Origin of the sequence: Frankia sp. QA3, from assembly GCF_000262465.1 — a bacterium.
Lineage (GTDB): Bacteria > Actinomycetota > Actinomycetes > Frankiales > Frankiaceae > Frankia.
The window spans coordinates 884,958-907,221 of the sequence record NZ_CM001489.1 but is presented as its reverse complement, the minus strand read 5'-3'; the positions used below and the strand labels follow the sequence as shown (position 1 = coordinate 907,221).

The following is a 22,264-nucleotide window of genomic DNA, read 5'->3' as shown; positions in this document are numbered from 1 at the left end:
TGGCCGCGCTCATTGAGCGGTGGGCGCCGTCATCGAGCGGTGGGCGCCGGCTCCTCCGGGGCGGGCGGGGTGACCCGCCGCCATCACCTGCCAGCCCGTTTCGGCGGGCTGAGTGCCCGGGCGGTGAAGACGTGGTTCTGGTCCCGGCGGCTGCCGGGCGTGCGGCCGTGCCCCCAGCCCAGCCACCGCCGGTACTCCCCGAACCGGTTCTGCGCCTCGAGCGCGGCTTCGTCCGCAAGCGGTGAACCGGTCGGGGCCGGCCCGGCCAGCGGTGCGACGAACAGGGCGTCGGTCGGGCAGTACGCCTCGCACATGAAGCAGGTCTGGCAGTCCGACTGCCGGGCGATGACCGGAGGGCCGTCGGCTGACAGGTCGAAGACGTTCGTCGGGCACACGTCCACGCAGATGCCGCAGTCGACGCAGCGACTGTCGCTGATCACCTCGATCACGGGACGGCTGTCTCCTCGGTCTCCTCGGTGCGCAGAAGGGCAGGTGGGGCGACGTCCAGGGCCGTCCACACCTCGTCCAGGCCACCGACGCGGATCCGGCGGGCGAAGGCTGGCGTGGTCTGCGGTGAGTCGTCGCGGAGGTGCATGCCGCGGGTCTCCGGCCGGGCCAGCGCACTGCGGTACATCCACCGGGCGTGTGCGAGCATGGCCGTGGCCTCACGGGTACGGAGGACCGAACGCGGGTCGCCGTCGGCCGCGGTAAGCCCGCCCGCCACAACGGGCCACAGCGCGTCCAGCACGGTGAGAGACTCGCGCAGGTCCGCCGCGGTGCGAAACCGGTTGTGCCGCAGGGGCAACACCCGGTCCTGCACAGCCTCCACGACGTCGTCGGCTCGCAGATCGCCGCGAGCCGCTCGGGGGCGCAGCCCCGGGCCGCCCCCGTGCGCCAGTGGCGCGGTCCGCCACTGGCCGGCACGGGTGCTGGCGAACCGCGCGGCCGCGGCTCCGGCCCAGCTGCCAGAGGCGATCGCCCACGAGCCGTTGTGGCTGCCACCGCCGCTGACGGCACCGGTGACCGGCTCCCGGGAGGCGGCGTCGCCGGCCGCGAACAGCCCGGGAACGGCGGTCGCGCACCCGTCGTCGACGAGGCGCAGCCCACCGGTGCCGCGGACGGTGCCTTCCAGGACGAACCGGATGGGGAACCGCCGGGCGAACGGGTCGACACCGATCTTGTCGAACGGCAGGAAGAAGTTCGGCTGCGACCAGCGCATTGCCGAGCGGATACCCGGCTCGGCCAGGTCGAGCTGGGCGTAGACCTGGGAGTACAGCGCTGCCCGCTGTACCTCCAGCACACCGCCGGGCCGCAGGCCACAGGCCAGTTCGGTGCCGTCGGCGGCGGTGAAGGTGGCGAACTGGTACATCAGGCCCTTGGTCTGCGCACCGAACGCGGGCGCGATGCCGTACTGGCAGGAGAACTCCATGCCGGACAGGTCCGCTCCGAGCTCGGCAGCCATCAGGGCACCATCACCGGTGTCGACGTTGAGCCCGAGCGCCCCGGACCGGAAGGCACAGCCGCCGGTGGCCAGGATCACGGCACCGGCGCGAACCTCCCAGCGCTCACCGGCGTGCTGGCGCCGGAGGCCGGCGGCGCCGGTGACGACACCGTCCGGGTCGACGAGGAGCTCGAGCGCCGGCGACTGGTCGATGACGGCGACGCCGGCGCGGCGGACTCGGCGGCGCATCAACCGCATGTACTCCGGGCCCTGCAGGCTGGCACGACGCTGCGTGCCGTCGTCGGACGTCGGAAACGGATAGCCCCAGTCTGCCAGCTGCCCGACGGCGTCCCACGTCTGGTCGAGGAGGCGAAACATCCACCGCCGGTCCGTGAGGTAGCCGCCGGAGATCTCCCGGGCGGCGACGGCCTTCTCCCGGGCCGGCCCGCCCGGGGGCAGGTACCAGAGGTTGTTCCCGGCGGCCGCCGTCGAACCGCTCGTCCCGCAGTAACCCTTGTCCACGAGCGTGACGCGCGCGCCGCGACTCGCTGCTCCCAGTGCCGCCCAGGTCCCCGCCGGACCGCCGCCTAGCACGAGGACGTCGGACTCGGCGGGGATGGCCACCGACGGCGACCGGCGCCGCGGCCCGCCGGTCACCGTGGGACGCCGGCCCCGGCGGCGGGGCGGGCCAGCCGGTAGTGGTCGCGTAGCGTTCTGCCCTCGTACTCGGTCCGGAACAGCCCCCGCCGCTGCAGGATCGGAACCACCTGCTCGACGAAATCGGCCAGCGCCCCCGGCAGATAGGGCGGCATCACGTTGAAGCCGTCCGCGGCTCCGCCGGTGAACCACTGTTCGAGTTGGTCGGCGACCTGTTCCGGGGTGCCGGCGAAGACCCGGTGGCCGCGGCCGGCGGCCAACCGGACCAGCAGCTGGCGGATGGTGAGGCGCTCCCGGCGTGCCAGCTCGATGACCAGGGAGAAGCGGCTCTTGTTGCCGTTGATGTCGTCCACCGTCGGTAGATCCGCCGGCAGCGGGCCGTCCAGCGGGTGGTCGAAAAGGTCGAGACCGACCATCTTCGACAGCTGGGTGAGCCCGTACTCGGGCACGATCAGATCGTTCAGCTCGGCTTCTCGCCGCTTCGCCTCCGCCTCGGTACCGCCCAGGATCGGGGCGATCCCGGGCAGGATCTTGATCTGCTCGGGTGGGCGGCCGTGGTGACCGGCCCGCCTTTTCAGGTCGGCGTAGAACCGCTGGCCGTCGGCCAGGGTCTGCTGCGCTGTGAAGACCGCCTCCGCGTACCGCGCGGCGAACTCGCGGCCGTCCTCGGACGAGCCGGCCTGCACGAGCAGCGGATGGCCCTGTGGACTACGGGGAACGTTGAGCGGCCCGGCGACGGAGAAATACCGTCCGGTGTGGTTGACCGGTCGGATCCGATCCGTGTCGGCGTAGACACCCGCCTTCTTGTCGTAGACCAGGGCGTCGTCCTGCCAGCTGTCCCACAGCGCGCGCGTCACGTCCAGGAACTCGGCGGCCCGCTGGTAGCGGCTGTGGTGGTCGAGATGTCTTTCCTGGTTGAAGTTACGCGCTTCGTCCTCCTGGGCGGAGGTCACGATGTTCCAACCGGCCCGGCCACGGCTGAGGTGGTCCACGGAGGCGAACTTCCGGGCCACGTGGAACGGCTCGTTGTACGTCGTGGACACGGTGGCAATCAGTCCGACGCGGCTGGTCGCCATGGCGAGGGCGGACAGCAGCGTCAGCGGCTCGAAACGGCCGGCGAAATTGTGCCGCACATTGTTCCACAGAGCGAGTCCGTCGGCCAGGAAGACCGAGTCGAACTTCCCCCGCTCAGCGAGCTGCGCGAGGCCGACATAGTGGTCGACGCCGTCCCGCTCCGGGTTGGTCGCCGGGTGCCGCCAGGCTGCCTCGTGGTGGCCGACGTTCATCAGGAATGCGTTGAGATGTAGCTGGCGAGACTGGGCGCTCATTCTGTTCTCGACTCTCAGTGGCTCGGACCGCCGGACCGCCGGGCGGGCGGGCGGGCGTCGGCGTGGGCGATTACGAGCCGGGCGTGGCGCGCCAGCGCGAGAAGCGCCGCTCCACGGCCAGCAGCAGCTGGTTGATCCCGACACCGATCACCGAGATCGTGATGATCCCGGCGTACATCTCCTGGATGGCGAAGTTGGACTGTGCATAATTGATCAGATAGCCCAGCCCGGCCTTCGCGCCCACCAGCTCGGCGGCTATGAGCACGACGATCGCGAAGGCCCCGGCCAGCCGGATCCCGGTGAAAATGGTGGGCACCGAGGCCGGCAGAATCACCTTCTGAAAAAGTCGCGGCGACGACAGTCCCATCGACTTGGCCGACTTGATCAGAAGCGGGTCGACGGTCCGGACGCCACTTACCGTGTTCAGGAGTATCGGCCAGACGCAGGCATAGGTGACGATGCCGATCTTCGAGGACTCACCCAGGCCGAGAATCAAGACGAAGACTGGCAGCAGGGCCAGCGCGGCGGTGTTGCGGAAGAGCTCCAGAAGCGGGTTGAGGATCTCGGCCAGGCGTGGGAACCAGCCGATGACAAGGCCGAGCGGGAGACCTATCGCGACGGCAAGGGCAAAGCCGGCGCCGGTGCGCTTCATACTGGCTTTCGTATGGGCCAGGATGTCGCCGTCCAGGAACAGCTCCCACCACTTGTCGATCACCTCCGAGAAGGGCGGCAGGAACACCCGGTCGACGACGCCGGCGCGCGGAAGAACCTCCCAGGCGACCAACAGCGCCGCGATTGCGACGGTACGCCGGAAGACAGCGGCGGCAATACGCAGCGGCACGGCCCAGGGCCGGGCGCCACGCGACGGGACCCGGTCGTCGCTCACAACGACGGCCAGGTCACTCGGGTCATCGGTAATGACCAACGCCGCTCACCTTCTTCTCCGACGACGCGTTCTTTTCCAAGGAAGCGTTCTTCTCGAACGACACGTTCTTCTCGAACGGCTCGCCTGCGCCGGCCACCGAGGAGTCCCTCCCGGCAGCGGTCGCTCCGCCGCTACTGACGGCCCTGGCCGAGGCCGGTCCTGGGACCGGGGCGTGCGGCGTCCTCTCCCGCTCGCGCGACACCGTTCCCCGGCGTTCCGCCGCCTGTGCCTTGGCGACCTCGTCGCGCAGCAACTCCCACACCAGGTGTCGATAACGCACGAACTCCGGGGCCGACCGAGGGTCGCCGCCGTTGTCGTCAACAGGCGGAATGTCCAGGATCTCCTTGATCCGACCCGGTCGCGACGTCATGACCGCCACCCGCTGGCCCAGGTAGACAGCCTCGTCGATGGAGTGTGTGATGAACAGGATGGTCTTGCGCGTCTTCGCCCAGATCCGCAGCAGCTCGTCCTGCAGCGTCTCCCGTGTCTGGGCGTCCAACGCTGCGAACGGCTCGTCCATCAGCAGGACGGCGGGGTCGTAAGCCAGGCTACGAGCGATCGCGACCCGCTGTTTCATCCCGCCGGACAGCTCATGCGGGTAGCGGCGCTCGAACCCCGTGAGCCCGACGAGAGCCAGGTAATCACGGGCCCGCGCCGATCGCTCGGAGCGCGGAACCCGCTTTGCCTCCAGACCGAACTCGACGTTCGCGAGCGCGGTGCGCCACGGCAGCAGGGCATACTGCTGGAATACGATTCCCCGGTCCAGGCCCGGTCCGGTGACCGGAACGCCGTCCACCAGGACCTCGCCGCTGTTCGGCCTGCTCAGGCCGCCAAGCAGGTCGAGCAGAGTCGACTTGCCGCATCCGCTCGGGCCGACCAGGACGAGGAACTCCCCGCTGCGGATGGTTAGGTCCACCTCGGACAGCGCGGTGAACTCGGTCGTCGTGCCGCGCCGTCCGGAGTCGCGTACCGCGAACCGCTTGGTCGCGCGGCGGAACTCGATGGTACTCATGATCAAATATCCTCGCTGTTGCCGCCGGATGCGGTGCCCGCTCAGCGACCGGAATCAGGCCCGCCGGGTCGGAACGGATTGAACTCGTTCGTGTACAGGTCGGCCGGCTTGACATCCTTCTTGAGCTGACCGTCCTCGCGCAGGAAGTCGATCCAACGGGTGAAGTTCTTGTCCGCGATCAGCCCGCCCTTGTCCGGGACCCCGTAGCTCTTCCAGAATCCGATCGCGCGCTTGTCCTCCTTGCGGTCCCGTTTTTCGATGATCTGCGTGAACCGGGCGATCACCTCGTTGCGCGGATGGGACTTCGCCCATTCGAGTGCTCGTGCTACGCCTTCGATGAAAGACCTGACCGTCGTCGGGTTCTTCGCGATGAAGTCCTTCCGGAAAACATAGCTGCCGGCCGCGAACGTGCCGTAGAGCTCGTAGTCGGAGAAGATCGGACGGATACCACCGCGGTCGAGTGCCTTGTCCCGGAGGAGACCGCCGAGGACGCCCACCTCGATTTGCCCGGCGCGCAACGCCTGCTCGGTGTTGACCGGTGGCACCACGGTCGGAACGACCTTGTCGATCTCGGCCGAGCTGAGACCCTCCTTCTTCAGGTACGAGTCCAGGACGGCCTCGACGTGCGCGCCGAGCGTGTTCATGCCGACCTTCTTGCCTATCAGGTCCCGGGCCGACCTGATAGGACTGTCCGCGAGCACGTAATAGCCGCTGTACGAGTCCTTGTCGACGCCGTAGTAGCTGATGACCGACTTGATCGGCGCCCCCGCGGCGACGAGCTTGATGATCGCCCCGTTGAACGCGCCGCCGAAGTCGGTGTCGCCGGTGGTGGCGGCCTGGATGTCCTGCGGTCCGCTGATGGTGTTCCCGATCCACTCGAGTTTGACCGGGCCGAGGTAACCGAGATCAGCGGCCAGCTCGGGCAGCGTCACCTGACCGACGGCGCCCTGGTAGCGCAGGGTCGTCTTCTCCTGGTCGGAACCGCCACCGCCGCCACCGCCGCCACCGCATGCGGAGGCCAGCAGGGCCGTCACGGCCAGGGTGGCCGCGGTCGTGAGCAGCTTCGATTTCCGACGAATCCTGCGATGCATGAGGTGTGTCCTTCTGACATGGCCAAAGTTCCGAAAGTGCACGTCGGACCCCTCGGTGGGAGGAACCCCCGCCGAGGGGTCGGGAGATGCCCGTGCGTCTGTGGACAGCACGGGGATCAGGAAAAGCAACGGAAAACCGCCCGCCGCAAGGCGGGGGGGAACTGGGGGCAGCAGTTTGTGAAGGCGCGAGGCGCTATAAATGACCACAGGTTCACCGGCTGCGTGAAACAGTTCTCTGGCGTCGTCGGATCACTCCGGGAACCACGCCAGGAGAAGCCGGCTTCCTCGATCTCAGGGGCAGGCCGTAGCGGGACGAAGAACGAGTATTCTCGGATCCCGCGACCGTGGCGGCCGCACTCCGATCCCGTTGTCTACTCGCGACGGACCGCAGACGTGATCACAACGTCAGCGGCAACACAAGGCGCTGGCCACGTGGACATAGTCCACGGGCCGCCGAGTGCACAGTCGCTTCCCGATCACGTTGCTCACTATCTTGATGAAGAACCGTCCTGTCAAGGGTTGTCGCCAGTTTGAAGCAAGCGACCCCTGCCACTTACCCAGAGTATCGAGATCACCACTCGGTGAACGGAATTATTTTCTCTCGACTGTTAATTATTGACGTCCGCCCCCAGGGAACGTAACCCTGATGTCACGAGCGGGATGGCGGCGTGGCGACCCTGATACCCGCGAGCGGGATACGATCTCCGGCCGGCGGCCCGATGTCCTGGGCTCGGGTCCCGTTCGGCCGACCGGTCAATTACCGCTGCCCGCCCCCTCACTTCTGGTACCGCTGGCGAGACCCGGAGAACGGCGGCGGGTCCGCCCGTGATCCGAGCACCAGCTCCCGCGGGCGTCGGGTCGCGGCCGTCTCGATGGCAGCCGGGCGCTCGTCCGGGTCCCCGCACCGGCGAGGTCCCGGTCGGCACCGACGGCAAGACGCCGGAGCCGGCCGGCTCCTCTCCCGCCCACTGAACTCGCCCTACGACCCAAGGAGCCCTCCATGGCTGTCATCAGCACGGATCTCGGCGTCCGCAAGGTAGCCGGACGGATCGGCGCCGAGGTGACCGGCGTCGACCTACGCGGCGACCTCGACGGCGAGACCATCGCCGCCGTCCGGAAGGCCCTCCTGGAACACAAGGCGCTGTTCTTCCGGGGCCAGGAGCTCGACGACGAGGGGCAGCAGCGGTTCGCTGCCCGCTTCGGTGAACTCACCAAGGCTCATCCCACCGTCCCTTCGCTGAAGAACAGCCCGAACGTGCTGCGGGTGGACTCGTCCGAGGGCCGCGCCAACCACTGGCACACCGACGTCACCTTCGTGGTGAGCCCGCCGGCCGCCAGTACGCTGCGCAGCATCGTCGTCCCCCCGTTCGGGGGCGACACCCTCATCGCCAACACCGCGGCCGCCTACCGCGACCTCCCGGCCCCCTTGCGGGAACTGGCCGACGGGATCTGGGCCGAGCACACGAACGACTATGACTACGTGGTCCCACCGTCCGCGACAGCGCAGACGAAGGCTTACCGCGAAATCTTCGTGTCCCGGAAGTACCGGACTGCACATCCGGTAGTCCGGGTCCATCCCGAGACGGGCGAACGCGCCTTGTTCATAGGCGGTTTCGCGCAGCGGATCATCGGCCTGTCGAACAGCGAGTCACGCGATGTTCTCGGTCTGCTTCAGGCCTACGTGACCCGGCCGGAGAACATCGTCCGTTGGACGTGGGCACCCGGCGACCTCGCCTTCTTCGACAACCGGATCACCCAGCACTACGCCGTGGACGACTACGACGACCTCCCGCGGTTGCTGCACCGGGTCACCGTCGCCGGCGGCATACCCGCGGGTCTGGACGGTCGGGGCAGCTACGCCATAGAAGGGGATGACGCCTCGCACTACACTCCGATCGCGGCTTAGCAGCGATCGCCGTCGCAGAGACCGCCCGTCTGGATCCGACGGGCGGTCTTCTGCACCAGCGGTGTCGGTTCCGAGTTCGTAGTGGCCGCGGCGCATGTTCTGGATCAGGGCGTGCCCGGCGCTGATCGTCTGGACGGAGCGCAGCCGCTTCAGGCCGCGCATCGGTCGCAGCCGTGCTTCGAGGCGACCATGGTCGGCTTCGATACTGCACCGGGGCCGGCCCGGCCGAACGCAACAGAGCCCCTGCCACCTTGATCTAACAAACTACCGAGAGGAACGACGTCAGAGGACGGCGGCCAGCGCGGTGGTGGACGGGACCGCACACCGGGGCGGCGAGGCACCCGATGTTCGGGCGAAACTCTCCTCGGTCGACGGCGAACCCGAGGCTACGCACGTCCTCGAGTTCGCCGTCCAGCGCCCGGGAGGCCAGGATCGTCCGATTGGTGGAACGGACGAGCTGGTCCGCGCGGTCACCGAGCGCTTCGTCGGCGAAGGCCAGCAGTACCTTGCCGAGCGCCGTGGCATGGACCGGCAGGATACCGCCGACCTGCACGGGCAGCGGCGCGCTACGGTGCCCGTGCAGCCGCTCGACGCACAGCACCCCCTGGTCACGCAGGACACCGAGATGGACCGCCTCATCGGTCAGTCGATGCAGTTCGAGCAGATGCGGCAGCAGGTGCTCACGCAAGTGCATCGTGCGCATCAGGACGTTAGAAGGCGTTTTCGCTGGTCAGAGTTCCAAGTCGGGTGCGGGTATGCCCTCGGCCGGCTGCGGGATGCCGTCTGGCGGTGGCCGGCCCGAATCTCGAAGACCTGGCGTCGGCGGGTCGTGGTGTTCGCCGCGGCCGGTCTGCCTGTGACGGGGCTCGATGAAAGCGTGGGCAGTGGGGGTGGTCCCCGCCGGCATACTAGTCGGACTCCTCTTGACCGAGCCGACCTCTGACTCCGAGGTCAAGTCGCACCTGGTTGATGAGCGACTTCCGGAGATCCCAGTATTCTCCCTTCCATTCCCGGAACCGTTCAGGCGAGACAGAACCCTGCGGAACGGACTTGGAGCGCAGATGCTTCCATAAATCTTGGGAGCACTCCACTACGGCCATGGAGCTCGAAATCCTGACGTTCTCCAGCGCCACCTGCCCTCGTGCGCCGTTAATGCCGCGCAGCGCAGCGATTAATGCGCTACGGTCGCCGACACCGGGGGCACCTTCGACGATGCCGCGTATCTGTTCGAACAGATCGGCGGTCTCCGACATGAATCTGGCGCAGCTTTCACGCGCAAGATTATCCATTCCGACCCGCCGATCCCGCCTATCCTTGTGGATCTGGGCGCCGAAGGCCGCTCCGGCCCCTAGTACCGTCCCAACCAGAGTCCCGACGACTCCAACCAAGTCGCTCACGTGGCCACCCCTCGACGATGAACCAGTGGTTGACGTCTTCCCAGAAGCGCACAAACATCGGTTACGTTCCCGACAACCACTCCAAAATAGCGCAACGCGTCAGCTCCTGGAGCTTTGGCACCAATTCAGTAAAGAGTTCTCGATCAGGTTCTCCATGCGCAAGCCGGTTCCTGACGCTCCGCAGCGTCGTCGGGTCAAGACCGGTCAGCAGGTCGTTTTCCCTGAAACAACTTCTCAACCTCACGTCAAGATCGCCACTCTCGGCCTGGAACATCGTCCGCACGGGAGACATGGCTTCCAACGACGCGAACAGGAAGAGGATTTTTTCCCCTGCCGAGAGATGGGGAAGGTGGCTCTCAAGAAACAGATCCAGCGGGGCTCTTTCAAACTCATCGGCCCGCCCCAGCCAAGAGAGGAGCACCTCGAGCAGTTCGCCTCCTCTCCGCACGCACTCGGCGGTAAGGGGTGACACGTCAAAGTCGCCGTCATACATTCTCTCCCGGTAAGGCCCGAACTCCCGTCGATTCAGTCCTGCATCACGGCGCCGGCGCCCACCGCTCCGGAAGTAGAGTGCGATAATTCTCGGATCAATCAGCGTGTCCTGACCGGAAAGCTTCAGTGCCGCAAACGAGGCGTAGATCTCCGGACCATAGTCCACAAAGATGGCACTCGCCGACCGGTCCGGGCCTGCTTCCCACACCATGAAAGGCACTGCGACAGTGCCGTTGTCGACCAGGTGATCGTATTCTTCTACCAGATCCCCGCGCTCGATCATCAACCAACTGACCTGGTCGATCAGCGTTATCACCGCGCGACCGAGCCGAAAAGGGCTGGTAATCGATATCCCCCCGAGCGGGGCAAGAACCCACGCGCTTTCCTCGGAGAGCTTCAATGGCCAGGGCGGCGGTTCGTCCTCCACAGCCGTCCCCCCATCGTCATCGATTGTCAAGCCATCCTCCGAAGAATCGCGGATCATCGGCAGAGTCGTGCTCTGGGATGTGCTCGCCATAAAGCTGGATGCAGGTCGCCAACGCACGCCGAGAATAGTAATTGATCAAGTGTAGCCCTTCATTGGGACGAAGGCGTCTTCCGTGTAAGCGGCGTGAGCGTGTATCGTAGATCAGCTTGGCCGCACGGCTGGCCTCAGCTGGATCTTCACCAGCGATTCTCAGCAAGATCCCGACTCGCCGGGTAAAGGTTTTCGTGACGGCTCCGAACTCGCCGGGCATCACCAGCTCCTCCAGAGCAATCGCACACAGGGTCGTGTCGCTCACCATACTCACGCCGTCCATCGCACCCGTTGTCAGTGCCGACAGGCCGAATCTGACCTCCGGTTTCTCAAACGGCCTCGCCGAAGGATGAAGACTGCGAAACGAATCGGCATTTCCCTGCAAACTGTCCTGCTTCAACAGAACGTCGTCACCGGAAGTGTTGGCTATCGCCGATCGACCCATGATTCCAACGCGACGCGACACTCCACCATCCAGGCCCGAGACGTACCGAATCGACTGCGAGGGATGCGCAACCCTCCGACCCGACCAGGCAACAACGGAAGTGAAAAGGAAATTCTCCAGGACGTCCGCCGAGATCTGCGAATCCGAAGCTCTCAAGGTGAACACCGGCTTCCTTGCTTCATACCGGGACCTCCCCCTGGAGGCGAACCACCTGTCAACTTCTTGCCAGACATCAAAAGGTAGCTGGCAGAGTACAACTTCAAGCTGAGGGATGGGTAACACAGGCGTCTCGAGCGATAGATTGGGATAGTGAGTTATCTCGAACCCTCGTGGAAGCGTCCCCCCCAGGTGTTCGACAAGAAGTGCTCCTGCGACGTCACGGGCTTTTGTCAAGCGCGCACTCCCATCTCGCGCAGAACTTCCTCATCACCGGCCACTCCTCCTCTACCGCCAGCAGCCAACGCGGTCACACCCTGATGGAAAAACGGTGTTTCAACGAACATCGACCTGGCGAGTACAGCCACCAAGACCCCTGGCGACAACAACTCGCCGGGGATCCTCCAGTTTCCTGCGGATGGGTCCACAACGTCTGGTGCCGCTCGCACGGGACGCCGGGAACCCGCGGCAGCTCCGAGCTGACCTGGGGTACGCCCAGGCTGTCTCGTTCGGCGGCGGCGTGGCCGAAGCCCGCGACCGCATCGTCGAGGTGGATGGTCCGGGCCAGGGCGGAGAAGTCGGCCGGAATCTCATCGGGTTGCTGGTGACTGTTTCCATGGACTTCCGTTTCCATGGGACTTCCATCGCTGACGTCCTGGGATGTAGCACGGGTGCTCGGATGACGTCGTGGGCTGCTCGGACATGGGCAAGGTACTCAGGAGATCCCGCCGAACGCGTCGCAGAGCCGCCAGGTCCGCACCAGCCCCTCCGTCACTCCCAGAGACTATCCCAGCAGTCTGGGTGACTCGCCAAGGTGTGCAATCCGCATCCGCTGGATGGTCGAGGAACTACGGGTGAGCCTGTCCACGCGGTCCCTGTGCGCCATACCTGGTCGCCGTGGAACGCATCCACCGCGCGACCGGCGAGCCGGCCCGAGTCCCATCCGCCCGGATACGGATCAACCGGCACAAATCTTCGAATTTGCGGCACCGGACGGCGGACACGTCTTTCCCTGGTTCCCCCGCCGTTTCCCATCGGTTCTCGGGCCGTCGGCCAGGGGCGGCACAGTCGGCGCCAGGCGGCTATCCGGAACGCGACAGCACAGAGTCGGAGAACCCGAAGCCGAGGCCAGTCGGCCAGATGTACTGTGCGCTCTGAGAGCATCTGCCGGCCATTCGGACGAAGGCCGCCAGCAAACGCGGAGCCTGGCCGTCGCCTTTCCGGAGGCTGGATTCCGCGTCAACCACCGCGCCAGCCAGGGGGAGACTGTGGCGATTCCGTTTGCCGAGAACTATGTGTCGGTCCGCTACCGACGCGCGAGTTCCGCGGTGATCACCGCGGAACTCGCGGACCTGGAGTCGGTGGCGGCCGCAGGCGATGCGAGGGACAGCAATCTGCGGTCCCATCGCGCCCTGCTGGAGATCGAGCAGCACGTGACCGCCGGTCACGAACTCTTCGCCGCGGGCACGTTCCGGCAGGCCATCCAGGAGTACCAGATCGCCCAGGGGCTCGCCTACCGGCTCCTGAGCCCGTCCTTCCCGGTCGCCGTCTCGACGCGGCCCGGCCTGTCGCTCCCGATCCGGGCAGCGATGCTCGAACCGCTGCTGTCGGCCGGTCTCAGCCTGGTCGAGGCGATGGACCCGAAGACGGTCGAGGTCGACTTCTCGGCGACCGTCGAGGTGTCCGACGAGGTACTTCGGCCGCTGGTCGACATAACCGAGATCGGTGTCGACGTGGTCAGCGGCGTACCGCGTACCGCGCGCGCCGACAGCCGGCTCGCCGCGGCCTACGCGCAGCGGGGGCAGTGGGACCGCGCGCTGTTCTTCCTCGGGCGCGCCCAGCGCCGGCTGGACGGCGCCGCGTCACCGGAGGCGACGGTGGCCAGGGCCGCGACCGACCTCAGCGAGGGCGGCGTCCTGGTCCAGCTCGGCCGCATCGACGACGCGAAGAGCGCGCTGGCGCGCGCCCAGGAGGGCTTCCGGTCGGCCGGTGACACGGTCGGGCTCGCGCAGGTGAACCTCAATCTGGCGGCGGCGCTGGCCAAGGAGGGCAACCACGGCCAGGCCGCCCCGCTGCTGGCGAGCGCGGAGAAGCTGATCAACACGGCGCGGGGGCTGCCGGCCTCGCCGACCGACACCGGCAGCCCACCCGCCGCGGCCACCCCGCTGGGCCGGACTCCCGTCGGCGAGGTGCTCTCCCACCGGGTCGGGCTGGCCACCACCGCGCTGGCACGGGCGAACCGGGCCGTCTCCCTGGCGGGGGCGGCGACCCTGATCCGCCCGGAGTCGGTCCGGCCGGAGTCGCTGAGCGATGCGGTGAAGGACCAGGGACTCGCGGTCACCTTCCGCCAGCCCGAGACGGGCGGCGGTTGGACGACCCAGCCGGTCGAGACCAAGGTCGAGGCGGCTCAGCGCGGGGTCGTCAAGGAGCTGGGGTTGCTGGTCGGCGACGACGTCACCAAGATCTCGTGGAAGCCCGGGGAGGCGATCGCCAGCGGGCAGGTCCTCGACGCCTTCTATCGGAAACGGATCGGCTTCAACCGGCTCCAGGACGTCGCCGGCCGGTGGGATCTGCCCAGTGACCTGGCCGTCCATCTGCCGCATCTCTACTTCTACGTGATCCCGTCGAGCCTCGGCGACTGCTACCACGCCCTGGGTGACCACGCCGCGGCGCACGACAGCTACCTGGCGGCGGCCGACTACGAGTTCATCAACACCAGCCTGGAGGCCCCGGCGCTGTGGCAGCGGCTGGCCCGCAACGCCCTCGACTGGGGCGACCGGCACTACCGGGCGGACGACGCCACGGCCGCGCTCACCGCGTACCGGATCGTGCTGGAGCCGCCGGGCGGCCCGGCGGTCCCCGCGAACTCCCCGCTCTACGCCCATCCGAACCTGAAGACCGTCGGCGGGACCGTCGCCGGGATGCTGGCGACCCTCGACGCGGACGGGCCGGGCGGGCTCAACCCGACGCTCGCCGCCGTCGTGCTGGAGATCCGGGCCCGGCTGATCCAGCTGAACGCGGGCCTCGACTTCCTCGGCGTGCCCGCGTCCATCGTGCCGATCTGGACGTTCGAGTTCCTGCAGAACGTGGCCCGGTACTTCACCCAGCAGGCGATCCAGGCGGAGCGCGAGTACGTCGGTTGGACGGACCGCGCCGAGAACGAGGGACTGACCCGCGACCAGCTGCTCCAGACCGTGGCCCAGGCGAGCGCGGAGCGGGCGGTGGCCCGCGAGCAGACCGAGGCCGCCCAGGCGGAGGAGACGGCCTACGCCGCCGCGGCGGCCCTCGCCCAGAAACGCGTGGACAACGCCGCCGCGAACCAGGCCGCCTACGACACCATGAGCTGGGAGCGGCTCTGGCTCCAGCGGGACATGGCCTGGTACTCGTCCCAGAACCCGTGGGAACGCAGCCACCCGATTCCCTCCGGCCCCGACGCCGGCAAGCAGATCCACCAGGTCATAGCCGAGAAGACCCAGCGATCGCAGACCATCACCCGGAACTACGAACTCGCGTCGATGGGACGGCAGGTCAAGGAGCTGCAGGCCGCCCAGGGCGTCGCGGTCGCGCAGCTGGCGGCGGCCACGGCCCGCGTGGACGCCGCGCGCCAGATGGAGGTCGTCGCCGACCTGCGCCGTTCCGCCGCCGTCAACAATCTCGCCGCCTTCGACAGCCAGGTCTTCACCCCGGACGTGTGGTACCAGCTGGGCCAGTTCATGCGCTCCATCTCGACCCACTATCTGACGATGGCGATCAGGACCGCCCGGCTGATGCAGCGCGCCTACAACTTCGAGAACGACACCGAACGCGCCCTCATCAAGGTGGACTACTCGACCAACTCGGTCCGGGGCCTGCTCGCCGCCGACGCGCTGCTGCTCGACATCGACGCGTTCACCTTCGACATGATCACGACGGTCGGCCGCAAGCGGATGCCCGTCAAGCAGACGATCTCGCTCGCCGAGCGCCATCCGTTCCTGTTCGAGACGGCCCTGCGCGACACCGGCACGATGGCCTTCGAGACCAGGATCGAGGACTTCGACCTCGCGTTCCCGGGGACCTTCCAGCGGCGCCTGGAAAAGGTCGAGGTCGAGATCGACGGTGTGCTGCCCCCCGGCGGGGTGCGCGGGGTCCTGACCAACGGCGGCATCAGCCGGGACCGCACCCCGGACCCGGACGTCGTGACGGTCCGCATCCAGCCACGGGAGAGCCTGGTCCTGTCCGAGCACCGCATCCGCGACGACGCCTTCGTCTTCCCGGCCGACCCCGGGCGGCGCGGGGTCTTCGAGGGCGCCGGGGTGGCCGGCACCTGGACCCTGGAGCTGCCGCGCGCCGCCAACGACCTGGACTACCGGGCGATCACCGACGTCCGGCTCGTCCTCTACTACCAGGCCGGCTACGACGCCGACCTGGCGACAGAGCTCAGCGCGCGGCTGGCCACGCTCGCGGGGCGCAACCAGCATGCCCGCTCGCTGCCGCTGCGGTGGACGGACCCGGACGCGTTCTTCCAGTTCCAGGACACCGGCCGGCTCGGCTTCGCGGTGACGCCGCTCGACTTCCGCCACAACGAGCTCGATCCCCAGCTGACACACCTGGCTGTGCTGCTGGTGCCCGACCCCGGCGTCGACCCCTCGGGCTGGAAGGTCCGCCTCGGCACGCCCGCCCACCCCGACACGGTCGTGGGCCAGCCGACCACCGAGGGCGCGGTCACCGCGGACGCCGGGCACCCCTGGGAGCCGCTCGCCGCCGGCCCGGCGACCGGCGACTACCTCGTCGAGATCCGGGCGGAGGAGAACCCCGGCCTGGTGGTCGACGGCCGGCTGGACCTCGCCCCGGTCCAGGACGTCGTCCTGGTCTTCGAGTACTCGTTCACGCCGCGCGGCTCCAGGGACAGGTGATGACCAACTCCAGCGGGACCGCCGAGCAGATCCTGTCGCTGCCGAGGGGCGGCGGCGCGGTACGGGGGCTCGGCGAGACGTTCCAGCCCGACTTCCACACCGGGACCGGTTCCTACGCCATCCCCCTCGACCTGCCGAACGGGCCGAACGACATCGCGCCGAAGCTCACCCTGCTCTACAGCACCGCGGCCGGTGGCGGGCCCTTCGGCATGGGTTTCGGCCTGAACCTGCTCACCATCGGGCGCTCGACGAACCGGCGGGTCCCGACCTACACCGACGGCGACCCGCTGGTCCTGCACGGCGGCGGCGAGCTCGTCGACGTCGGCGGCGGCCGGCTGCGGCTGCGCCACGAGAGCGCCGACTGGCGCATCGCGCGCGACGGGGACGGATTCCGGCTCACCGACGCCGACGGGAGGATCCACCACCTGGGGTCGACCGAGCAGGCCAGGCGGCGAAGCTCGGGGGTCGGCCCGCCGAAGGTGCTCGACTGGCTGCTGGAGCGGATCGAGGACCCGCTCGGCAACCGCGTCGACCACAGCTACCTGCGCGACGACGCCCAGCTCTACCTCGAACAGGTCAGGTACGGCCCGTACACCGTGACGTTGCGCTACGAGACGCGGCCCGATCCGATCCTCGACGGCCGCGCCGGGTTCCTGATCCGGACCAGGCTGCGCTGCACCGCGGTGGAGCTGACGCTGGACGGCTCGCCGCAGCCGCTGCTGCGCCGCTGGGACCTGGCCTACGGCCTGAGTGCCGCGGGGCACTCGCTGCTGCGTGAGGTGACCTTGACCGGCTTCGACGAGACGGGGGCGCAGGCGAGCCTGCCGGTGCTGCGCCTGGGGTACTCCGGGTTCGCGCCGCGACGGCTACAGCGGTTCCGGCCCTCCACCCCCACCGCAGAGCCCGGCGCGCGCCTCGACAGCCGGCGCGAGCTGGTCGACTGGGACGGTGACGGGCTCCCGGACCTGCTGGAACTGGGCGCGGGGCAGCGCCGCGTGTGGCCGAACCTCGGTGACTGCACCTGGGGACCGCCGCGCTCGCTGGCGGCCCTGCCGGTCCCGGTGGGGCTGGACGAGCCGGGCACCGCCTTCGCGGACATGGCCGGCGACGGCACCGCCGACCTGCTGATGCTCGACCGTGCCCTGACCGGCTACTACCCGCACCGGCCGAAGGGCGGGTTCGACCGCCCGGTCCGGTGGCGGCAGGCCCCCGCGGCCACCCTGACGGACCCGGACGCCCGGCTGGTCGACCTCGACGCCGACGGGATCGCCGACCTGCTGGTCACCGGCGAACACTCCGTCCAGTTGCACCTGCGGTCGGGCGCGGACGGCTGGCGGCAGCGGCCGGTGACGATCCCTCGCCCGCAGGCGCCACCGGTCCGGCTGCGCGATCCGCGCGTGCACCTGGCGGACATGACCGGCGACGGGCTTCAGGACCTGGTGCGGGTCGACGGCGCCGGTGTCGTCTACTGGCCGTATCTCGGCAACGGCACCTGGGCCGCGCCGGTGACGATGGCCAACCCGCCGGCGCTGCCTCCGCACCATGATCCGCAACGGCTCTTCCTGAGCGACATCGACGGCGACGGCTGCGCCGACCTCGTCTACGTCGACGCCGACCGCATCCTGTACTGGCTGAACGGCGGCGGCGCCCGGCTGGGCGACCAGGTCGAGGTGGCCCGCACCCCGCCCGCGCCCCGGGGCGCCGCGCGGCTGGCGGACATGCGGGGCAGCGGCACCGCCGGAGTGTTCTGGTCGTGCCCCGTACCCGGCCGCCCGAGTGCGTTCTTCTACCTCGACTTCACCGGCGGTGCCAAGCCCTACCTGCTCAGCCGGATCGACAACGGGATGGGCCTGGTCACCGAGATCAGCTATGGCACGTCGACCCAGGAGGCGGTCCGCGACCGCCGGGCGGGCCGGCCCTGGCCGACGTTCCTGCCCTTCGCCGTCCCGGTGGTCACCGCCATCACCGCGACCGACCAGCCGACCGGCCGGCGCGCGCAGTCCCGGTTCCGCTACCACGACGGCCACTACGACGGGACGGGCCGGGAGTTCGCCGGCTTCCGGACCGTCGAGATCTCCGAGGTCGGCGACGCCACCGCGCCGACCATGCTCACCCGCAACACCTACCACCTGGGCCTCGACCCCGCCGACCTGGGCCGGCCGCTGACCGGGCAGCAGCGCCGGCGCCTGCGCACGCTGCGGGGGAAGCTGCTGGCCGCCGAGGTCTTCGGCCTGGACGGCAGCCCCGACGAGCAGCGGCCCTACACGCGGACCGAGAGTGCGTGGCACCCGGAGGTCGTGGCGAGCGCCGGGGACTCCGAGATCTTCGCGCCGCGGCTGCTGTCGACCACGGTCAGCGCCTTCGAGCGGCAGCCGGCGCCCTTCCGCGTCACGACCGACCGTTCCCTGGCTTTCGACGCCGACGGGCGGGTCACCGAGCGCGAGCAGATCGCCGACGACCCTCGCGACGCCACGCGGCGCCGCGTGCTGCGCACGACCACCAGCTACGCCGCGGACCCGGCCGGCCGGATCCGCGGCAGGCCGGCGCGCACCAGCCAACTCGACGGCGACGGGACCGTGGTCTCCACCACGATCAACTACTATGACGGCCTGCCGGCGGGACAGATCGGCGCGGCGGGCCTGCTGACCAGGATCGAGTGCCTGGTCCTACGCGACGCCACGGTCACCGCCGTGTACGGCGCCAGCCCGCCCGACCTCGCCGCGCTCGGCTACCACCGGCGCGCCGGCGAGGACGGTTGGTGGATCGACCAGGTGGCGTACTCACGCACCGACGACGCCGCCGGGCCCCGCGGCACCACCACCAACGCGCTCGGCCGGACCACGCAGATCGCCTTCGACCCGCACCGGATCCATCCCGTGCGGCTGGTCGACCCGCTCGGCAACGTCTCCGCCGCCGAGTTCGACCTGCGAGCCAACAAGATCCGCACCCTGACCGACGCCAACGGCGCAACGATCACCAACCGGTACGACCCGCTCGGCCGCCTCCTGCTGACGATCGAGCCGGGGGCCGACGAGGCGCTGCCGACGACCCGGTACGACTACCAGAGCGCGGTGCTGCCGGCCGAGGTGTCGGTCGCCCACCGCGCCGTCGACGGCAGGCCGGGGGTACTCGCCGGTCGCACCCGCTACGACGGGCTCGGGCAGCTGCTCGAGGAGCGCAGCGGCGGCCCGGGCGCCGAGGTGATCGAGCGCGCGCAGCTGTACTCCAGCCGCGGCCTGGTGCGCGCGCAGTTCCTGCCGCGGGCCGCGGCCGGCCCCGACTACACCGCCCCGACCGACGATCTGCCGCACCAGGCGTTGCGGTACGACGCCATCGGGCGGCTGATCGAGATCGTCAACCCCGACGGCTCCGCCCGCCGGTACCACTACACCGCGGGCGCCGTGGCCGCCTTCGACGAGGAGGACACCCGCGCCGGGGGCCCGCACGCCGACACCCCCACCCGGACGTTCTACGACCCCACCGGCCGGGTCGCGGCCGTCGTCCTGGACCACGGTGGCGGGCTGGTGGCCACCCAGTACGAGCACGACATCAAGGGCAACCTCATCGCGGTCACCGAGGCCGACGGCCGGCGCTCGGCGTTCGCCTACGACCTGCTCGGCCGCCGGCTGCGCACCCAGAGCCCGAGTTCGGCGACGACGACCTTCCTCTTCGACGCGGGCGGCAACCTGGTCCGGCGGACCGACGCCGCGGGAGAGGCGGTCGAGTACACCCACGACGCGCTCGACCGGCTGTCCCGGGTCTCGTTCCCGGCGACCGGCGAGGTGAGCGCCGAGTACACCTACCACGACACCGGCACACCCGCGCCGCCCGGCGCCGGTCCCTTCACGCGGGGCCGCCCCGTCGCGGTCACCCACCAGGGCGGCCGGGAAGTGTTCGGCTACGACGCGCTCGGCCGGGTCACCAGCAAGACGGTCACCAGCCCCGACCTGCCCGGCGGCGAGGTGCGCTTCGACTACTCCTACCGGGCGGACGGGCAGCGTGACGCCGTCACCTATCCGGCGCACGCCCCCGGCGCGGGCCGGCTCCAGGTCCGCTACGACTACGACGACCGGGGCCGGCCGCTGCGCATCCCCGGCTTCGTGCGCCTCATCACCTACAACGCCGCCGGCCAGCGCACCCGGGTCGAACACGCGAACGGCGTCGTCACGACGTACGCCTACGACCCGCTCACCATGCGGGTGACCGACATCGACACGACCGACCCGGCGGGCACCTCGCTCCAGAGCCTGCGCCACGCCTACGACCTCGCCGGCAACCTGCTCGCCGTGGACGCCCCCGATCCGCGGGCGGCGGCGACCTACGCCTACGATCCGCTCTACCGGCTCACCGCCGCCACCCGCGGGGCCGGTGAGTCCTGGGCTTACGCCTACGACGACGTCGGCAACCTCACCGCCAAGTCGGATGTCGGCGCCTTCACCTATGACGCCGACGGGCGGCTCGCGGCGGCGGGCGCGAGCACGTTCACCTACACGCCCGCCGGCCAGACCAGGACCGGCCCGTCCGGACTGCACGAGTGGGATCCGCACGGCCGGCTGCTGTCGGTGACGAACGGAGCCGAGCGGACCGCGTGCGGCTACGACCACGACGGGCGGCGGGTGAGCATGCGCGTCGACGGCGGCGCGGCCCCGCTCGACGTCCTCGCACCCGACGAGCTGCTGACGATCGAGAACGGCGTGTTCCTGGCCGTCATCATGGACTCGCTGGCGCAGGTCGCCACGGTCCGGCTCGACACCGGCGCCGTCGGGTTCGTGCACGGGGATCGGCTCGGGAGCACCACGCTGGTCACCGGCCCCACCGGCGACGTCCTCCAGCGGACCTACTACGACCCGTTCGGAGCCGTGCTCGACTCCCTCGTCACCGCGGGCGCCGACGAGACCCGACGCCTGTACACCGGGGCCGAGCTCGACGCCGCCACCGGCCTCGTCTACCTCCGGGCGCGCTACTACCAGCCGGAGTACGGCCGGTTCCTGAGCCCCGACACCCTGGTCCCGGACCCGCACGACCCCGGTGCCTGGAACCGCTACAGCTACGTCCAGAACAACCCGCTGCGCTACGTCGACCCGACCGGCCACTTCTGGGAGGAGATCGGCGGCTGGTTCGCGGACAACTGGCAGGCGGTGGTCGCGGTGGTCGCGATCATCGCGGTGGTGGTGCTGACGGTCGTCACCTTCGGCGCTGGCGGCCTGCTCGCGGTCGGGATCGGGATGGCGATCGGCGGGGCGATCGGGGGGATCAGCGCCGCCGCGGCGGGCGGCGACGTCCTGCTCGGCATCCTCGTCGGCATGGCGGTCGGCGGCGCGGCCGCGTTCGCCGGCCTGGGCATCGGCGCGGGCATGGCCGCCCTGGTCGGCAAGGGCACCCTGGCGGCCGCTCTGCTGACCGGCACCCTGTCCGGCGCGGTCACCGGCGCGGCGATGGGGTTCGCGACCGGGTACGCCGGCGGCGCGGGCAACGCCGCGGCGATCTGGGACCGGATGTGGAAGGGCGCCCTGGTGGGAGCGGTCACCGGCCTCGCCCTCGGCGGGCTGTCGTACGGCTTCCAGCACAGTCCGTTCGGTCCGCGGATGCCGGCGTCCTGGCGCGAGGCGGGGCAGGGGATCCAGGAGTCGGCACAGGGAGCGGCGAAGCAGGCCGGCGAGGCCCATGGCGTCGGGCTCGGGACCGCAGCGGGGCTGGTGAAAGGAGCGCTGACCGGCAGCCAGAACACCGGCGGCTACTGGCTCTCGCCGCTGCTCGGCGGCGGATCCGTCCTCGGTGGCTCGGTCGGCGCCTGGCAGATCAGCGCGATCGGCCTCACCTCGGCCGCCAGCGGTGTCCTCGTCCTCGACTGGGCGGACGACCTGTGGAAGTGGGCGACCGGCGCGGGCCTGGTGAAGATCTCGTACGAGACGGACTACCCGAAGGTGAAACAGTAGCCACCGCAATCCGGTAGTCACCGCAATCCGGTACCCGAGACAGCTCCATGCCGACCACGCCGGACGATG

13 protein-coding genes and 1 pseudogene are annotated in these 22,264 nt (G+C 69.4%); 3 read left to right on the top strand and 11 right to left on the bottom strand.

What is annotated here, in order from left to right; all coding sequences use genetic code 11:
• Positions 1–83 precede the first annotated feature (83 nt).
• The 6 genes from FRAQA3DRAFT_RS03535 to FRAQA3DRAFT_RS03510 form a co-directional block, all read right to left on the bottom strand.
• The gene (locus tag FRAQA3DRAFT_RS03535; RefSeq protein WP_009737699.1) at positions 84–449 is read right to left on the bottom strand and encodes a ferredoxin family protein; all 366 of its coding nucleotides are present in this window, start codon (positions 447–449) and stop codon (positions 84–86) included.
• Positions 446–2,065 (bottom strand): FAD-dependent oxidoreductase, encoded by a 1,620-nt coding sequence (locus tag FRAQA3DRAFT_RS03530; protein ID WP_035922112.1) that lies wholly within the window; start codon positions 2,063–2,065, stop codon positions 446–448. Before FRAQA3DRAFT_RS03530 ends, FRAQA3DRAFT_RS03535 begins: the two co-directional genes overlap by 4 nt.
• Before the next feature lie 29 nt (positions 2,066–2,094).
• Entirely contained in the window at positions 2,095–3,426 is a 1,332-nt protein-coding gene (locus FRAQA3DRAFT_RS03525) for an LLM class flavin-dependent oxidoreductase (RefSeq protein WP_009737697.1), read from the bottom strand.
• Positions 3,427–3,496: 70 nt separating this feature from the next.
• Complete coding sequence (locus FRAQA3DRAFT_RS03520) at positions 3,497–4,351, bottom strand: ABC transporter permease (RefSeq protein WP_009737696.1); 855 nt, start codon at positions 4,349–4,351, stop codon at positions 3,497–3,499.
• Positions 4,335–5,363: an ABC transporter ATP-binding protein gene (locus FRAQA3DRAFT_RS03515; RefSeq protein WP_009737695.1), complete on the bottom strand. Its 1,029-nt coding sequence runs from the start codon at positions 5,361–5,363 to the stop codon at positions 4,335–4,337. The genes FRAQA3DRAFT_RS03520 and FRAQA3DRAFT_RS03515 overlap by 17 nt, the downstream gene beginning before the upstream one ends.
• A gap of 41 nt (positions 5,364–5,404) precedes the next feature.
• Entirely contained in the window at positions 5,405–6,454 is a 1,050-nt protein-coding gene (locus FRAQA3DRAFT_RS03510; RefSeq protein ID WP_009737694.1) for an ABC transporter substrate-binding protein, read from the bottom strand.
• Positions 6,455–7,454: 1,000 nt separating this feature from the next.
• Between FRAQA3DRAFT_RS03510 and FRAQA3DRAFT_RS03505 the strand changes: the two genes are divergently transcribed.
• Positions 7,455–8,360, top strand: a complete 906-nt coding sequence (locus FRAQA3DRAFT_RS03505; RefSeq protein ID WP_009737693.1) for a TauD/TfdA family dioxygenase — start codon at positions 7,455–7,457, stop codon at positions 8,358–8,360.
• Between the two features lie 63 nt (positions 8,361–8,423).
• Here the strand turns inward: FRAQA3DRAFT_RS03505 and FRAQA3DRAFT_RS34525 are convergent.
• The 5 genes and pseudogenes from FRAQA3DRAFT_RS34525 to FRAQA3DRAFT_RS34515 all read right to left on the bottom strand — a co-directional run.
• Positions 8,424–8,570 (bottom strand): annotated as a pseudogene (locus FRAQA3DRAFT_RS34525) (DDE-type integrase/transposase/recombinase); the annotation flags it as partial.
• A gap of 46 nt (positions 8,571–8,616) precedes the next feature.
• Entirely contained in the window at positions 8,617–9,063 is a 447-nt protein-coding gene (locus FRAQA3DRAFT_RS03500) for an IclR family transcriptional regulator C-terminal domain-containing protein (protein ID WP_051054128.1), read from the bottom strand.
• A 205-nt stretch (positions 9,064–9,268) separates the two neighbouring features.
• Positions 9,269–9,649, bottom strand: a complete 381-nt coding sequence (locus FRAQA3DRAFT_RS34520; protein WP_198287018.1) for a hypothetical protein — start codon at positions 9,647–9,649, stop codon at positions 9,269–9,271.
• Between the two features lie 169 nt (positions 9,650–9,818).
• The gene (locus tag FRAQA3DRAFT_RS03495; protein WP_009737691.1) at positions 9,819–10,706 is read right to left on the bottom strand and encodes a hypothetical protein; all 888 of its coding nucleotides are present in this window, start codon (positions 10,704–10,706) and stop codon (positions 9,819–9,821) included.
• Positions 10,693–11,376 (bottom strand): hypothetical protein, encoded by a 684-nt coding sequence (locus FRAQA3DRAFT_RS34515; RefSeq protein WP_198287017.1) that lies wholly within the window; start codon positions 11,374–11,376, stop codon positions 10,693–10,695. Before FRAQA3DRAFT_RS34515 ends, FRAQA3DRAFT_RS03495 begins: the two co-directional genes overlap by 14 nt.
• Before the next feature lie 1,259 nt (positions 11,377–12,635).
• Between FRAQA3DRAFT_RS34515 and FRAQA3DRAFT_RS03490 the strand changes: the two genes are divergently transcribed.
• Both FRAQA3DRAFT_RS03490 and FRAQA3DRAFT_RS03485 read left to right on the top strand, forming a co-directional pair.
• The gene (locus FRAQA3DRAFT_RS03490) at positions 12,636–16,259 is read left to right on the top strand and encodes a tetratricopeptide repeat protein (protein ID WP_009737689.1); all 3,624 of its coding nucleotides are present in this window, start codon (positions 12,636–12,638) and stop codon (positions 16,257–16,259) included.
• Complete coding sequence (locus tag FRAQA3DRAFT_RS03485) at positions 16,259–22,195, top strand: toxin TcdB middle/N-terminal domain-containing protein (protein WP_009737688.1); 5,937 nt, start codon at positions 16,259–16,261, stop codon at positions 22,193–22,195. The genes FRAQA3DRAFT_RS03490 and FRAQA3DRAFT_RS03485 overlap by 1 nt, the downstream gene beginning before the upstream one ends.
• Positions 22,196–22,264: the final 69 nt, after the last annotated feature.